At 34.0% G+C, this 15,621-nt stretch carries 20 protein-coding genes and 1 pseudogene; 14 read left to right on the top strand and 7 right to left on the bottom strand.

Going from position 1 to position 15,621, the window contains the following annotated elements; genetic code table 11:
- Positions 1-15 precede the first annotated feature (15 nt).
- The 9 genes from BW732_RS00705 (at position 16) to rpmF (ending at position 6,579) form a co-directional block, all read left to right on the top strand.
- The gene (locus BW732_RS00705) at positions 16-543 is read left to right on the top strand and encodes a PTS sugar transporter subunit IIB (RefSeq protein ID WP_077274986.1); all 528 of its coding nucleotides are present in this window, start codon (positions 16-18) and stop codon (positions 541-543) included.
- Entirely contained in the window at positions 513-1,424 is a 912-nt protein-coding gene (locus BW732_RS00700) for a PTS mannose/fructose/sorbose/N-acetylgalactosamine transporter subunit IIC (protein WP_077274985.1), read from the top strand. The genes BW732_RS00705 and BW732_RS00700 overlap by 31 nt, the downstream gene beginning before the upstream one ends.
- Positions 1,411-2,220 carry a PTS system mannose/fructose/sorbose family transporter subunit IID gene (locus BW732_RS00695; RefSeq protein ID WP_077274984.1) on the top strand — a complete coding sequence of 270 codons (810 nt, stop codon included), beginning with the start codon at positions 1,411-1,413 and terminating at the stop codon, positions 2,218-2,220. The genes BW732_RS00700 and BW732_RS00695 overlap by 14 nt, the downstream gene beginning before the upstream one ends.
- 31 nt (positions 2,221-2,251) lie before the next feature.
- Positions 2,252-2,641 (top strand): PTS sugar transporter subunit IIA, encoded by a 390-nt coding sequence (locus BW732_RS00690; RefSeq protein ID WP_077274983.1) that lies wholly within the window; start codon positions 2,252-2,254, stop codon positions 2,639-2,641.
- A 198-nt stretch (positions 2,642-2,839) separates the two neighbouring features.
- Positions 2,840-3,298: a transcriptional regulator NrdR gene (gene nrdR / locus BW732_RS00685; protein ID WP_077274982.1), complete on the top strand. Its 459-nt coding sequence runs from the start codon at positions 2,840-2,842 to the stop codon at positions 3,296-3,298.
- An 18-nt stretch (positions 3,299-3,316) separates the two neighbouring features.
- Positions 3,317-4,738 (top strand): replication initiation and membrane attachment family protein, encoded by a 1,422-nt coding sequence (locus tag BW732_RS00680; protein WP_077274981.1) that lies wholly within the window; start codon positions 3,317-3,319, stop codon positions 4,736-4,738.
- Positions 4,738-5,667, top strand: a complete 930-nt coding sequence (gene dnaI, locus BW732_RS00675; RefSeq protein ID WP_077274980.1) for a primosomal protein DnaI — start codon at positions 4,738-4,740, stop codon at positions 5,665-5,667. Before BW732_RS00680 ends, dnaI begins: the two co-directional genes overlap by 1 nt.
- Positions 5,668-5,777: 110 nt before the next feature.
- Positions 5,778-6,341: a YceD family protein gene (locus tag BW732_RS00670; RefSeq protein WP_228414950.1), complete on the top strand. Its 564-nt coding sequence runs from the start codon at positions 5,778-5,780 to the stop codon at positions 6,339-6,341.
- 58 nt (positions 6,342-6,399) lie between these two features.
- A complete protein-coding gene (rpmF, locus tag BW732_RS00665) occupies positions 6,400-6,579 on the top strand; it encodes a 50S ribosomal protein L32 (RefSeq protein ID WP_077274978.1) in 180 nt (59 codons plus the stop codon).
- A gap of 87 nt (positions 6,580-6,666) precedes the next feature.
- On the opposite strand, the gene BW732_RS00660 is transcribed toward rpmF, so the two are convergent.
- A complete protein-coding gene (locus BW732_RS00660) occupies positions 6,667-7,248 on the bottom strand; it encodes a uracil-DNA glycosylase family protein (RefSeq protein ID WP_077274977.1) in 582 nt (193 codons plus the stop codon).
- Between the two features lie 18 nt (positions 7,249-7,266).
- Positions 7,267-8,289: a tyrosine-type recombinase/integrase gene (locus BW732_RS00655; protein WP_161485489.1), complete on the bottom strand. Its 1,023-nt coding sequence runs from the start codon at positions 8,287-8,289 to the stop codon at positions 7,267-7,269.
- Between the two features lie 128 nt (positions 8,290-8,417).
- Between BW732_RS00655 and BW732_RS00650 the strand changes: the two are divergent.
- Both BW732_RS00650 and BW732_RS00645 read left to right on the top strand, forming a co-directional pair.
- Positions 8,418-8,835 (top strand): annotated as a pseudogene (locus BW732_RS00650) (ClbS/DfsB family four-helix bundle protein).
- On the top strand, positions 8,825-9,292 hold the full coding sequence (locus BW732_RS00645; protein WP_077274975.1) for a GNAT family N-acetyltransferase: 468 nt from the start codon (positions 8,825-8,827) through the stop codon (positions 9,290-9,292). The pseudogene BW732_RS00650 and the gene BW732_RS00645 overlap by 11 nt, the downstream one beginning before the upstream one ends.
- Here the strand turns inward: BW732_RS00645 and BW732_RS00640 are convergent.
- Positions 9,289-9,477, bottom strand: coding sequence for a hypothetical protein (locus BW732_RS00640; protein ID WP_077274974.1), 189 nt, complete (start codon positions 9,475-9,477; stop codon positions 9,289-9,291). The two genes, BW732_RS00645 and BW732_RS00640, sit on opposite strands and share 4 nt — an antisense overlap.
- A 101-nt stretch (positions 9,478-9,578) precedes the next feature.
- Between BW732_RS00640 and BW732_RS00635 the strand changes: the two genes are divergently transcribed.
- Positions 9,579-9,968, top strand: a complete 390-nt coding sequence (locus BW732_RS00635) for an MmcQ/YjbR family DNA-binding protein (protein ID WP_077274973.1) — start codon at positions 9,579-9,581, stop codon at positions 9,966-9,968.
- Between the two features lie 59 nt (positions 9,969-10,027).
- On the opposite strand, the gene xerS is transcribed toward BW732_RS00635, so the two are convergent.
- The gene (xerS, locus tag BW732_RS00630) at positions 10,028-11,005 is read right to left on the bottom strand and encodes a tyrosine recombinase XerS (protein ID WP_126844299.1); all 978 of its coding nucleotides are present in this window, start codon (positions 11,003-11,005) and stop codon (positions 10,028-10,030) included.
- Between the two features lie 110 nt (positions 11,006-11,115).
- On the opposite strand from xerS, the gene BW732_RS00625 reads away from it, so the two are divergent.
- Both BW732_RS00625 and BW732_RS11300 read left to right on the top strand, forming a co-directional pair.
- Positions 11,116-12,281 (top strand): IS3 family transposase gene (locus BW732_RS00625; RefSeq protein WP_152023764.1). Its coding sequence is split into 2 segments (ribosomal slippage): positions 11,116-11,395 and positions 11,395-12,281, totalling 1,167 coding nucleotides; the frame shifts between segments, so codons are not numbered across the junction.
- Positions 12,282-12,793: 512 nt separating this feature from the next.
- On the top strand, positions 12,794-12,979 hold the full coding sequence (locus BW732_RS11300; protein ID WP_126844567.1) for a hypothetical protein: 186 nt from the start codon (positions 12,794-12,796) through the stop codon (positions 12,977-12,979).
- Between the two features lie 50 nt (positions 12,980-13,029).
- Here BW732_RS11300 and BW732_RS00615 read toward each other — a convergent pair whose 3' ends face one another.
- From BW732_RS00615 to BW732_RS00605, 3 genes are read right to left on the bottom strand one after another with little or no spacing between them, the layout of a single operon-like run.
- On the bottom strand, positions 13,030-13,512 hold the full coding sequence (locus tag BW732_RS00615; RefSeq protein WP_077274970.1) for a hypothetical protein: 483 nt from the start codon (positions 13,510-13,512) through the stop codon (positions 13,030-13,032).
- On the bottom strand, positions 13,512-14,312 hold the full coding sequence (locus BW732_RS00610) for a DUF3100 domain-containing protein (RefSeq protein WP_077274969.1): 801 nt from the start codon (positions 14,310-14,312) through the stop codon (positions 13,512-13,514). Before BW732_RS00610 ends, BW732_RS00615 begins: the two co-directional genes overlap by 1 nt.
- A 17-nt stretch (positions 14,313-14,329) precedes the next feature.
- Positions 14,330-15,574: a M20/M25/M40 family metallo-hydrolase gene (locus BW732_RS00605; RefSeq protein WP_077274968.1), complete on the bottom strand. Its 1,245-nt coding sequence runs from the start codon at positions 15,572-15,574 to the stop codon at positions 14,330-14,332.
- Positions 15,575-15,621: the final 47 nt, after the last annotated feature.

The raw sequence follows: 15,621 nt of genomic DNA, 5'->3' as shown, positions 1-15,621 counted from the left end.
AAAGGAGGAAACAAAATGATTACAGGAGTACGAATTGATGGCCGATTAATCCACGGACAGGTAGCGAATCTTTGGATACCTAAACTAGGGATTACTCGAGTGATGGTTGTTGACAACGATATTGTTAATAGCCAAATTGAAAAACAGAGTTTAAAATTAGCAACACCATCTGGAGTTAAAATCAGTGTGTTAACAGCTGAAAAAGCAGCGACTAATATTTTAGCAGGACGTTACGATTCACAAAAAGTTTTAATTGTTGTAAAAAAACCAAGTGTTCTAGTTGAATTAGTTAATTTGGGTGTACCACTTGAAATTGTCAATGTAGGTAACATGTCACGAGTAGAAGGGTCTAAATCAATTACTAAATCAGTGAATGTCTTAGAAAAAGATATTGAAGATTTTGAGTATCTAGATTCTAAGGGAGTTAAGTTGGTACATCAAATGGTTCCATCTGATAATGAAAGTAGTTTTATTACTTTATTAAAAAATCATAAAATAAGGGAGTGTAACACATGGAAATCCTATGGTGGCAAATATTATTAATTACATTTTATGCAGGGTATCAAATTATTGACGAGTTAACAATTTATTCAGGAGCTGGCTCACCAGTTTTTGCAGGTTTAATTACAGGTATTATTATGGGTGATATGAAAGCTGGATTAATTATCGGTGGTAGTATGCAGTTAGCTATTTTAGGTGTAGGAACATTTGGTGGTGCTTCAAGAATCGATGCGAACTCGGGAACTATTTTAGCAACTGTTTTCTCAGTCGGTTTGGGTATGAATCCTGAACAAGCTATTGCTGCTATTGCGGTACCAGTAGCGAGTTTAATGATTCAAATGGATATCTTAGGTCGCTTTGCCAATACTTTCTTCGCTCATCGTATTGACACACACATTGAAAATATGGAATACAAAAAAATTGAACGCAATTATTTAATGGGTATCTTATCTTGGAGTCTTTCACGTGCATTACCAGTTTTCTTAGCAATTAGTTTCGGTGGTGAAGTGGTTAATACTGTTGTAAATTATTTAAATACCGATTTAAAATGGTTAGGTGATGGATTGTCAACTGCAGGGGCAGTTTTACCAGCTGTCGGATTTGCTATTTTATTACGCTACTTACCAGTTAAAAAACACATTGCTTACTTAATTCTAGGTTTCGTTATTACAGCATTATTATCCACTGTCTTTGTCAATATTCAAGCAATCGGTGGTGTCGTTGGTACTTTGTCAAAAGATTTCGCACAACCTTTAAACAACTTATCTATGTTAGCAATCGCATTAATCGGTTTTGGTCTTGCTTATCTACAATATAAACGAACTATCGATAACAGTGCCAAAACAGGTGTTCCAGTTAATAACGTTACAAATAATGTCGCAATTGATGTAGTGGAAGGAGAAATCGAAGATGACGAACTCTAAATATAAATTAACTAAAAAAGATTTTAATCAAATTAACCGTCGTAGTCTATTAGGTTTTCAATTAGGTTGGAACTATGAAAGAATGCAAGGATCGGGTTACTTATTTACTATTTTACCGCAACTCCGCAAAATTTATGGTGACGGTACACCAGAATTAAAAGAAATGATGAAAACACATGCACAATTCTTTAATACCAGTAACTTCTTAAATACATTAGTAACAGGTATTGATTTAGCCATTGAAGAAAAAGAAGGTATTGCATCAAAAGATACAGTATCTGGTTTGAAAACTGGACTAATGGGTCCTTTCGCAGCAATTGGAGACTCTATTTTCGGTGCATTATGGCCAACAATTTTTGGGGCAGTGGCTGCAAATATGGCATCAAATGGTAATCCTGTCGGCATGTTAATTTGGGTCTTAGCCAACGTGCTAGTCATGGTTTTTAGGTGGAAACAGCTTCAATTCGCTTATAAGGAAGGTGTATCTTTAGTAACTACTATGCAACATAAATTAACCGCTATTACCGATGCAGCAACGATTATGGGGGTATTCATGGTCGGAGCATTAGTAGCAACTATGATTAATGTTAAAATAGCTTATGCACCACAGATTGGTGATTTAACGGTTAATATCCAAAATAGTTTGGATATGATTTTACCAAAACTAGTACCATTAACTATCGTAGGTTTAGTTTACTGGTTATTAGGACGTAAAAAAATGACATCTACTAGAGCAATCTTCATTGTCTTGTTTGTTTCAATTGCTTTATCTGCTCTAGGGATTATTAGTAAATAATAAATAGTTAATTAGTAAGGGGAGCGAAAAAATGACATCAATTATTTTAATTAGTCACGGATCATTATGCGAAGGCTTAAAAGAAAGTGTTGAAATGATTTTAGGGCCACAAGAAAATATTCATACGGTATCACTACTACCTGATGAGGAAGGCAGTGATTTTGCAGACAAATTTGACCGCCTAACATCTGAATTAGATGGTGATTATGTTGTTTTCGCTGATTTATTGGGGGGAACACCAGCTAATGTGATTACAAATAAAATTATGGTTGGAGAAACAATTGAAGCTTATGCAGGTATGAATTTACCAATGCTTATTGCCTATCTAAATAGCGAGATGCTGGGAGAGCCGTTTGATTTAGAAAAAACTAAAACAAACAGTGTCGATATAACAAAATATATTAAAGAACGTTTAGGCTAAATGACAGTTTCATTTAAGCATAAAACAATCTAGATAAAGGAGTGGAGAAATCCACTTCTTTTTTTGCTTACTCTAATTAGTGAAATTTAGTTATTCTTTAAGACTTTTTATATTTTATTTCCATAGTATACCAATGAAAAGCGACATGTTATAATGTAACCAGTAATTAAGAAGTATAATGATGAAGAGGTGACTAATATGCAATGTCCTAAATGCCACTATAATGGCTCACGCGTTGTCGACAGTCGACCTGCAGATGAAGGTCGTTCTATTCGACGAAGACGTGAATGTGAAGAGTGTGGATTTCGTTTTACTACATTTGAGCGAATTGAAGTAACACCTTTATTGGTGATTAAAAAGAATGGGGCACGAGAAGAATTTAGTCGAGATAAAGTATTACGCGGCTTAATTCGTTCAGCTGAAAAACGACCTGTATCTATGGAACAAATGGAACAAGTCGTTGATCATGTTGAAAATAGAGTGCGTAACCAAGGAGAAAATGAGGTATCAACGACTTTAATTGGTGAATACGTTATGGAAGAATTAGTCAATTTAGATGAGATTTCTTACATCCGTTTTGCTAGTGTTTACCGTCAATTTAAAGATATGAGTGTCTTTTTAAAAGAATTACAAGAAATTATTGATAAAGAAAAGTAAGAAAGTGAGAGAAATGATTTGCATGAAGCCTGGGATAAATTAAAACCCAAAGATAATTACAGAGTTAAAGCCATCTCTTTATATAATGGTCAAGACTACCGCACACTTTCCACTTTATATTTACCAATTATTGGAGCAACGGCTTTTTCTTTGATAACTTTATTTCTAACTGAAGCCGAATCGTCTACGGATAGCTTGAAAACGCACAGTAGCTTGTTAGACAAGTTAGATATCAGCTTGCCAACATTTTACCAAGCTCGGCTAAAACTAGAAGCAGTTGGCCTTTTGAAAGCATATACGCGTACTAGTGAGACAAACCATCAGTTTTTATATATTGTCCAAGTACCTATTACACCAGATAAGTTTCTAAATGATGATTTACTAAGTATGATGTTATTAGATAGAATTGGACAAACTGAATTTAATAAGTTGACGGCCCACTATGAAAGCATTGTAGATGACTTGACGCATTATGTTGATGTGACTGCTAATTTTGTTAAAGTATTCCCATCTGCTGCCCAATCAATGGTCAACCATGAACAGGAACTAGCTAACGTTAAAGCAATTTTCAAAAACATGCCATCATCAAAAGAAGAAATTAAACTAGATAGTCAATTTGACTGGGAATTTTTTATGGCAACCATTGCTAACCTTGGACTAGAAAAAAAACAATTTTCAAGTGAATTAAAACGTGTGATTGAATCATTTCATCAACTTTATGGTATCAATGAACTAGAAATGCAAACTTTTATTATGAAAGCTGCAGATTATGTAACCAATCTAGTAGATATAAAAAAATTAAAACAAGCCGTTTATACAGAGTATCATAAACGCAAAAAACAACAAGTCTCTGCTACTGAAACACCATCCAATCTTTCTTTGTCAGACTTACAACTAAAGACAGAAGCAGATAAAGCGACTTTACGTTATAATACATTACTTAGGGAAGGGTATAGTGAACCGGAAATTGAAGTCATAAAAATGTGTGACCAATTACCACCAATGGTTTTTCTACAAGCACTTAAAGAACAACGTGGTGGCTTTGTTTCGTCGAATGAGCGCTGGCTAATAGAAAATTTAACGAAACAGTCTAGTTTGCCGAATAGTGTGATAAATATGTTAATTCACTATATGTTAGTTGTTCAAGATAAACCATCTTTAAATCAAAATATTGCGAATTCAATTGCTAATGACTGGGCTCAATCTGAAACTTTCTCACCAGAATTGGCGTTGACTAAGGTGAAAAATTATCAAGAGAAAAAAGCTAATCAGCCTAAGCCTAAAACGTATCGTAAAAACCAATCTGTGCGTAAAGAGACGCTTCCAGATTGGGCAAATTCTGATGTGAAAAAACAGGATACTCCAATGTCTAAAGAAGAATTGGCATTTTTTGATGAACAAATTAAACGAATTCAAGAAAAGAAAGCAGGTGATTCATAGTGAATAATATAGGGAAAGAACTTGGACAAAAAATGACCAACAAATCAAGAATGGAAAAATTCCAAAAATTAAGACAAATTACCTTTGAGGATGCTGACGTTAAAGCATTTATTGACAAACATCGAGATGTTTTGACTGAAGATGATGTTGAAAAAAGTTTATCCAAATTGTTTGAGTTTATTCAAGAAAAACGCAAGTTCCAGTTAAATGATCCGACCATGTTTGCTCCTGGCTATGAACCACAGTTATTTTTAAATTTTCACTATATCGATGTAACGTATGTTCCAACAAAAGATTTACTAGAGCAAAAACGTCAACAAGAGATTAAAAATCGCGTGAAAGCTGTGGACATGCCAAAAGATATTCAAGAAGCAACTCTTAGTGGCTTTGAGATGACGACTGAACGTAAAGAAGCATTGCAACTGGCCTTAAAATTTATTAATGATTACGAAGATAATCCTAAAGCTTTTCATCAAGGGCTTTATTTACAAGGGGCCTTTGGCGTTGGTAAAACGTATTTGTTAGGGGCAATTGCTAATACATTAGCAGAAAAAGGATATCGTACCACATTAATCCATTTTCCAACTTTTGCGGTTGAAATGAAAAATTCAATTAAGACAGATAATGTATTTGATAAATTAGATACTATTAAAAAATCCCCAATTCTAATGATTGATGACATTGGGGCAGATGCTATGAGTAGTTGGGTTCGAGATGATATTCTTGGTGTCATTTTACAATATCGCATGCAAGAACAATTACCAACATTTTTTTCTTCTAATTTTGATAGGCAACAATTAGAACATGAACATTTACGTGTCACACAACGTGGAGAAGACGAACCAATGAAAGCCAAAAGAATTATGGAAAGAATACGTTACCTCACAAAAGAAGTAAATATGATTGGTCAAAACCGACGAAATTATTAAAAAAAGAATGAAACAAAAGATAACACCTGAATCTCAGATTTCTCGTAAGAAACTCATTGACAAAGGGAAACGAGACTAGTATAATTACTTTTGTTGCTTAAGGAGTGAAAATGATGAAGTGGTCTTTAGCGGAGTTAAATAAGTTTAGAGGAACGCAAGTCACCTTTAATGAAGAGGTAGACGTTTCGGACTCTTTACTAAATCGTGAACCATCTATATTAAAGATAACCCCTGTCAAAGTTGACGGATTTATTGATGTCGATCCAACAAGTTATGTGGCACATTTTACAATGGATACCGTTGTAACTTTACCATCAACACGTTCCTTAGAACCAGTTGATGTGCCTTTAAATTTAGTGATTGACGAAGTTTACATGACAGAGCAGCAGTTAGCCAATCTTTCTGATGTATCAGAGGAAGAGAAAAGTCTAATTATGCCTTTAGAAAAAGATTTAATTGACTTAAAAGAAGCAATCGAAGATTTTATTCTTCTAAACTTACCTTTACAGGTGCTAACCGAAGAAGAACAACATGCGACAGAATTGCCTAAAGGAGATTTTTGGCATGTCGTATCTGAGTCAGATTATATTGAACCAACTATAACTGATTCAGAACCAACAATTGATCCTCGTCTTGCGAAGTTATCGGAATTATTTAAAGAAGATACGGAGTAAGATTGGAATATATGTGTAATCTAATTGCACGTCTTATCGTTTAAGGAGGTGTATATCAATGGCAGTACCAGCTAGAAAAACGTCAAAAGCTAAAAAAGCTAGACGTCGTACTCATTACAAATTATCAGTACCAGGTTTAACAGCTTGTAGTAACTGTGGTGAAATGAGAAAAAGCCATCACGTATGTCCATCATGCGGTCATTACGATGGAAAAGACGTTATGACTAAAGAAGCATAAAACATTTTTAGAAATGTTAAAAAAACCGTAGACTAACCATGGAAGTCTACGGTTTTTTGTTATGATGGATTAGTTTACATAATATTATTATATTAATTTTTGTACAACTGTTTTTAAACTAGGCAAAACAGTGTTCTCAAACCACGGATTTTTTTTCATCCAAATTTGATTGCGTGGTGAAGGATGGATTAATGGAAAATAAGGTGGATAATACCTATCATAATTTGACACAATATCCGTTAAACGAATCGATGTTTTTAACTGTAGATAATGGTGTGTAGCATAAGAACCAACTAAAATAATTAGTTGGAGTTTTGGCATAGCTTCAATTAAACGAGGGTGCCACTTTTTTGCAAATTCTTTACGCGGTGGTAAATCGCCTGACTTTCCTTTGCCAGGAAAGTAGAAATCCATTGGTAGGATAGCTAACTTGTTAGATGTGTAAAATTCTTTACGGGACATGCCAATCCAATTACGTAGGCGATCCCCGCTGGCATCATTCCAATAGAGTCTCGACTGTTCTGCTTTTTTTCCAGGTGCTTGTCCAATAATTAAAACTGTTGCTTCAGGTCCAGCAAAATAAAGTGGATCAATCCCTTTACTCGTAAATGAGTGATTCATTGGATCTTGTTTAATTTCTTTGAATATAGTTGTAAAAATATCATTCATATTCTTAATACCTCGATTCTAATCAGTTGTATAAGTTAGGTTTAACCACCTGTTTTGCAGCTCCATTTGATTTTTAAACTCGTTATAACGTCGTCCCACGGCCCAATTAACTTTATTATTACTTTTATCAAATAATAGATAAAGTTGATGCTCACATGTATTACGTAATAATTGTGGTGTAATGATTGTCGTTAAATTAAACCGTTCTGAATATTTTTTTAACATTAATCTCACTGTTTTTTGATGCATTTTCCCTTGATGTAGTGATTCGAACAATAGATTCGAGTCACCCAATTCTATATGAGTACGTAATTTTAAATAGTCTCTAAGATATTCTTGGCTTTCTAATGGTAGAATAATTTGTTGCTCACGAGTGGGGTTTCGTTCGACAAATACTTGGTGTCGTGTTAAATCAATATCTTCTAAGGTTAAGTTAAGACACTCTTCTACCTTTAATCCTGAATATAACATTAAAACAATAAGTGCCAAATCTCTCTGCTTCGTCTTTTCAGCGTATTGCTGCGCTTGCCAATTGGTTACCGCCCGCGCTTGGCTAACTCCCTGTAGTAAAGTTTGAATCGTTTCTGGCATTAGGTAGGTCTTAGCAGGACGAGTATCGTCATACAAAGCTAAGTCTGGATAGACAACGAAGCTAGAGTAATTGTTTTCCTCAATAAATTTAGTCCAACGTAGCATCGTTGCGATTTTACGATTGACTCCAGTCGTGGAATTAGTAAATGTTTGATTGAGTTGATTGCCAGTTGGGGAAACGAAACTTAAACGATAGGACTTAATATATTGAAAAAAATCGGTATAATGGACAAAAGATAAATGGCACATTCGATCATCAGATACTACTGTTGTTTTATCTGTCATTTTTGTAAATTCAAGTAGCAAAGATAAATCTTTTGTATACTCATAAGCTGTGGCAGTTGACCGATGTTGTAAAACATCTTCAATAAATAAGCGCATAGTTGGAGTAAAATTTAATAAGCGTTCATCTAATTTCATTCGTAAAAATTTTTCTTCCGTCATTTTCATGAGTTTTCCTCCAGGGCTTTCGGACCTAATATAAGTGGTCATTAATAGTCTTCATGACGATTATAACAAACACTTGTTCTTGTTCCTACTATTTTGATATAATAGTTAAAAAGGGTGGCATACACTATATGAGAACGTACGAAACAAAAGAAGAGTTGATATCAGCAATTACCATCTCGTTTCAGAAATACATAAACGAGTTTGAAGTGATTCCTGACATCGATAAAAATAAATGTTTAGGAACTGAATTAAAAACACCTTATGAGCATTTAGCCTATCAATTAGGTTGGACAAGCTTGTTGCTTGATTGGGAAGCCCTTAAAAGCCGTGGTGAGGTTGTTTTAACGCCGTTGGATTGAGTTGTTATCAGAGATGGAGTTATTTATTCCAAAGCAACGAGACTGGGCATCAACAACGGCAATGTGGTCGGTGGCAAAATGGATTCATATTAATACAGTAGCGCCATTTACTAATTTCCGTCCTAAAATCTGTAAATGGAAAAAACTATATCTGCAAGAAAAGGAGACACCAATACATGAAAATTAGACCGGTCACTCAATTAACAAATACACATTGGCAATTATTATTAGAAGCAGACCCTTCAGAAATGAAAATCAAGAATTATTTATCTGATAGTCTAATCTATGAGTGCTTAGATAAGGAAATATGTGTTGGGCTAATTGTTGGTCTCCTAAAACAGAATAATGGATTAGAAATTATGAACCTATCTGTGAGTCCAAGGTTTGAAAACCAAGGGATTGCGACACGATTGATAGAAACATTAGAAAAATTTGCAATTGACTATGATGTTTCGGAACTATATATTGCTACAGGAACGACTAGCTTGAAGCAACTTTATCTCTATCAAAAATGTGGCTTCCGCTTTGACCGTATTGATACCAATTTTTTTGTTGATAATTATCCTGATAAGATTATAGAAAATAAATTAATTTTAAAAGACCGGATTTTATTGAAAAAGACTCTCCATGTGTCCAGAGATTAAATTTCTTTATTTTGATTTAACTTTATAATTGTTAATGGTAGGACTAGTAATAAATAACCTAAAGTTAAGTAAAGTACGAGTTGCAAAGCAATATCAGTTATGTTAAATAAATGAATGATACTAAATGGAATAATAATAGCTATAGTAAAACATAAGAATAATTGAATAAAGTATTTAAGTTTCATCTAATCAGCTCCTTTTAATAGTTATTATACACCTTTATGTATTTTAAAAAACTAAAAAACTATTTTATAACTATATTAATGAAAATAATGAGGTGAAATTGATGATAAAAGCAATTGAAAGTAAGTTAGTATTTTGTAAAGAATATGGTCAAACTCTACCAGGAGCAACAGTGACTTACCGCCCAGACTGGGGAACAGTTTATTTTAGTGTTAATCAAAAACAATTTGGCTTAATGACGCCTGAGTCAACTCCAGCAAGTTTTATTACACTGAAAAATGATCCAGACAAAAACGTGTTGCTGCGTGAGATGTTTCCAGAAGTTATTACACCTGGCTACTACACGAATAAAAAACATTGGAATTCTATCTTATTGAGCGATGATGAAGTAACCAACCAGTTATTACAGCAATTAATTAAAGAGTCCTATGATTTAGTCTTTAAAAAATTGACGAAAAAAGACCAACAGATAATCTTAGCACACGTTGACTAGATAAAATTGTCTTATCTGTCATGTGAAATAAAAAAGAGTAATATTCTCAATTGAGAATCTTACTCTTTTTCATCAATCCATAAATCGTTCATGGCACTACGCTGTGCTTCATCAACTATATGAGTGTAAATTGCTGTTGCACTTGTCCCACGTTGGCCAAGTTGATGGGAAACTGTTAAGAGGCTATTGGTTTTCTTGTAAAGTTGAGTCCCAACTGTGTGTCTTAATTTATGTGGTGTAATCCGGACATTAAAATGCTCCGAGTACTTTGCGACCATCTTTTCAACTGTGGATGTGCTAATACGTTGGGCATGATTTTTATAAGTCGTTAAAAATAGTGCTTTCTCTGTTTTATCTGGTTTATAAAGTGACTCACGTGTATTAACGTATTGAATGATATAATCCATAAAAAGAGATGAGATAAGCGTGATGTCTTTAAATCCGCCTTTTCGAATGATTGTTGCTTCCATATTGGGAATATCTAAATCAGAGACTTGCATGTTCACTAGCTCCGATAAGCGCATGCCAGTTCCTAGGAATAACGCATTAATCGCTAAATCACGGACTTTATTTCGTTGGAACGCAGCTTTAGCTTGATGACTAGTCAATTTATTCTCATACTCATTTTCAATAAATAAAAGATAGTTCATTGCCTCATCATCGAGTAATAACTTTTTTTCTAGTGAACGGGATCGTTCTTTAAGCGTTTTACCCGTCTTTACACTTTCAATTTTTTGCATCACGTTTTGCGCTAAATAGGTTGTGTGATTATCCGTTTCGGTTTTTGTTGATAGATAATTAAATAGGGACCTTAGAGCGGTAATGGAGCGTTGAATCGTTACAAAAGAACGATTACGGCCATCTTGAACAGAACCAGTTTTAGGTGAGTGCATTAAAAAACCTTTATATAATTCAACATCTTCCTTTGTTAAACTATTTAAATCATCAATACTCACATTGTTTGATGAGATAAAACCTTCTTCGTAAAGCCAATCAAAAAAGCGACGGAATTCTTTAGCATACTCATAGAGTGTCACCGTTGAGTAGGGGACAACACTCTTTGATTGAATATATGGATAGGCTACACTTGACTAGACAGAAAAAATAAGGTGTGATGAGAATAAGAAAACACACTGGAGGAAATGTCATGTTAGAACGTAAACCAAGAAGAACTTTTACCAAAGAATTTAAACAACAAATGGTAGATCTTTACCAATCAGGAAAACCTAGAATAGATATTATTCGTGACTATGAGTTAACTCCTTCAACTTTTGATAGGTGGGTAAAACAAGGAACAACCACAGGTTCATTCAAAGAAAAAGATAATTTAACACCTGAACAAAAGGAATTAATCAAACTCAGAAAAGAACTTAAAATGCTTGAAATGGAAAATGATATTTTAAAGCAAGCGGCGCTGATATTCGGACGAAAAGGCAAGTAATTAAAGCCAACAAACATAAATATTCTATATCAGCGATGTGCCGAGTCCTTAAAATATCAAGACAAACTTACTATTATCAGGAAAAGAAGCCATTACTAGAAAGTGAACTAGAAGAAATTGTGGAAATGATTTTTCGCCAAAATAAAAAAGCTTATGGCGCTCGTAAAATAAAAAAAGCACTTAGTTTAGAAGGCATCATTCTCAGTAGAAGAAAAATTAGAAGGATTATGCGACACAGAAACCTCGTTTCTGTGTATACGAAAGCTTATTTTAAGGTGGTATCTTCTAATGTGAATGAGTCTAAAATAACCAATCAATTAAAACGTCATTTTAACTCCGTTATGCCATTAGAAAAAGTTGTCACCGATTTAACTTATGTCAAGGTTGGCAATCGTTGGCACTATGTCTGTTTAATTCTTGATTTATTTAATCGAGAAATCATTGGATTTAGTTGTGGGGCATCAAAAGATGCCGAATTAGTTAAACAGGCATTTTATACGATTCCGTACGCCTTAACAAACATTCAGTTGTTTCATACTGATAGAGGAAAAGAATTTGATAACCAAGTGATTGATACCATACTAAATACATTTAATATCAAGCGATCGTTGAGTAGAAAAGGAAATCCCTGGGATAATGCCGTCGCCGAGTCAACTTATAAATCCTTTAAAGCAGAGTTCGTTTATCCCAATCAGTTTGAGACACTAAAAGAATTATCTGTGGCTCTTTATGACTATGTTCATTGGTGGAATCATTTCAGAATACACGGAGCATTGAATTATGTCACTCCGCTTAGTATCAGAGCTCAGAGATTAGCGATAGCTTCCCTTGAGGATGAGTCAAACTGTGATACGTGTGAGATAGCGGGTTGATTTTTATAAGTCAACACACCGCGAAAGAGTCACAGTTTGAGAGGCTCATGGTCAAGGGTAATCGGATAACAGTACCAATGTTTTGACACCTTATAATATTTGTCAAAAAAAGTGTTGCCATTCCAATATTCGTGGACAAACCATGGGAGTGTCGTTAGTTCCACTTGTAATCTTTCTAAAATTTTATCATTTCGCATAGTAACATCCTTTCATAAAAGATAACGGGAACGTCAGTTCTTCTTGTATTATAGTATAGAACCGCAATTCTGTAAATCTTAGAACGAACTAATGATAATTTATTTAAAATAACTTTTTTATTTGTTATAATTATAAAAAAGAGGTGATGTACGATGGTATTCAAACAATTGATGAAAAGTAAAAAAGAGCGTATTTTGTTAATGATTATATTTTTCATTGGTTTACTGGGCATTTACTGGATGACAAATAGTATAGGCTCCTTATTTTCTTACCTCATTTTATTAGTAAGTGTGGTTATCTATAGAGAGAATCAAATGAAAAACTTAGCAAAAATGTGGCGATTATCTGATCAATTAGGACTATCAGTAGATGAACTTAGTCAACTATCTGGTATTGGTCGATTAGATTTAATAGCTTCTAAACCGATAAGTCGTGATAGATATTGCCCACCAATTCGATTAGTCAAACAAACTATTCAAAAATTGGAACAACTGACTTAGAACAAATAAAAGTAGACAAGACAACATTTATAGAGTTGTCTTGTCTACTTTTATAGCTTGCCAGATAACATCAAACCGATTTGCGCAATAATTGAACTTCCAAGATAAGTTCCAATAAAAACAAAAATGGCAACAATACCAATTTTCCAAGATGCTTTTGATAAATCGGCTAGACTATTAGCCACTGAAATACCAGCGAATGCTAAGATAGGGGTTGTAATAGAGAGAAAGTCAACGGCCCCAATTCTGACAACAAAAAAATCAGAGGCTAGACAAAAAACTAGTGACACAATGGATACCCAACCTAATATGGGAAAATCAGCTAAGATAGGTAAGTTGTATTTTTTAAAAATCATTGATACTAAAATACCTAACATAGCAAAACTCCATAAAATAATTAGACCGACCAAAGTATCCGTTGTAATTGGTGTTGATTCTGGATTTTTTATTAATTTTATCCATTGCGTAAATAAAATTAATAATACACTTAACCCCAAAACAGCACCTTTTTGAGTATATTGTTTAATTGTCATTAGATGACCTCCTTTTGACGTGTTTTAGTAAGTAGTGCATACATTTTTCTTTGTAATGGCACAGCAACAAAGACCATTGTATATGTTCCTAAGAAACTCGTTAACAACTGACTAGCTGCAGCGTAAGATAAAATTGTTGTTTCTTTGTCTGGCATTATAGCCACTAGTGAAGAAGACGCAGCGGTCATCATACTCGCAGAACCAACACCTGAACTCATAGCTAATGCACGATAATCAAAACCAAATGATAATAAAATTGGTGCAAAAAAACTAAAGAAAATTGAACCGAAAATTGTTCCGATTAAATAGAGAGTCAGTACGCCACGACCTTCTGGTGAATTTAGCGTATATTTTTCTGAAATATACGCTAGTTCACCTTCACGTCCTAAACCTAACGTAGCACCAATCGCTTCTCGTTTTAACCCAAGTAAAATAGCGACTGGTAGTCCGAATAATACTGTTCCAACATTACCAATTTCTTGGAAAAGAAAGACCCAACCAACTTTTAAAATATTACGAATTTCAGGTGCAACATCTGCACCATAACGTGCCATTAAAGGTAACATAATAAATAATAAATTTTTACCAGCAAATTCAATCGTTTCTTTTGTATAGATTTTTTTCAATAAACCTTTTCGGATAGCGGGGATGCCCAAAATCATGGTTATCACCACAGCAAATACTAGGGGCAAAATACCAATCGTTGTTTTGCCTACTTGGAAAAAGCGAATACCAATTAATTCTGCAATAACGATAATAACTAAAACATAACCAACCATAATCAACCAATTTTTTTTCATTATTTTCTCCTCTAATTTTATATTGACTCAATTAACGCTTTATATTCATGATAAGTTTTTTTATACAACATTTCTTTGGATAGGTTTCCATTTAGATGATTAAACAAATTGAGTAAGTAATTTGGGAAAGTATCTAAAACAAAATCCTCATCAACTAATTGGAAATCATCTCCATGAATCGTGCCAGCAAAACCACCATAACTGATTTGTGCACAGGGTATCATAAATGCTAAGTCACCAATATCACCAGCCGCAGCAATACTACCGCGATCATCAATTAATCGAGTAATAGCTGGTGTTTGTTCATAGACAGTTCTTGCTAGATCATTCAGTAAGTCATTTTGTACAAATGGCAAGTAACCCATCTGTGTAGTAATATCGACTTGACCCTCTAACGCATATGCACTTCCTTGAGCTATTTTATCTAATTTTTCTGCAACATGTGTCATATAGTCAATCGATTGACACCTTAGATCCGTACCAATTGTCACTTCATTAGGAATGACATTAGTTGACATATCACTTTTCATAATAATTGGATTAATACGAATCGATTGGGTGTCATTAAATTGCTGCCGGCTTAAGCCAATACCAGTATTAAATAAAGTAGACATGCTATAAGCATTGACACCATTAAAAGGATCAAATCCCGCATGTGTTGCTTTACCCTTAAATGTATAGTATTTATAGAGAAAGCCAGCAAGATTACAATTTAATTCAATCGTCGGTTCAGAAAATTTTTCTCCAATCGAGTGGACACAGTAGGCTGCATCAATATTGTCAAAAATACCTAACCGCATAGCTTCTGGTTTTCCACCAAAATGGACAATTTTTCCTTCATCGACTAACTGTTGTCGATAATCTAAATCTAGATATTCCTCGGCTGGAACAAAAATAAAATGAAGAGTGTAGTCCCACTTTTTGTAGTCCTCATTCATGATAAGTTTTTGATACAGTGCCATTGCAATGGCTACTTGCGTATAATGTCCACAGTTTTGAGCCGCACCTGTTTCTTTATCTGAATTAAAATGACTAGGTGCATAGACAGAATCAAGTTCAGCGATAAATGCTATGTTTAACTCTTTTCCAGGATTCAAACATGTTTTAATCCCTGTTTCTGAGAACCTTTCAATTTGGCATGTTGGATTCAGTACCTTAAGCTCATCAATTACTTTTTTAGATGTTCTAAATTCTTTGAATCCTAATTCCGGATGATCAAATAAATCTTGCGTAAATTTCTTTAAATGAGTCAAATAAACCATTTTAGCTCTCCTTTTGATTAACTTAGTTCGTTTTTAGGCGTTTTTAA

The sequence above is a fragment of the Vagococcus penaei genome (assembly GCF_001998885.1).
Taxonomy (GTDB): domain Bacteria; phylum Bacillota; class Bacilli; order Lactobacillales; family Vagococcaceae; genus Vagococcus; species Vagococcus penaei.
The sequence above is the reverse complement of the archived record's forward strand: the minus strand, read 5'-3'. Positions and strand labels throughout refer to the sequence as shown.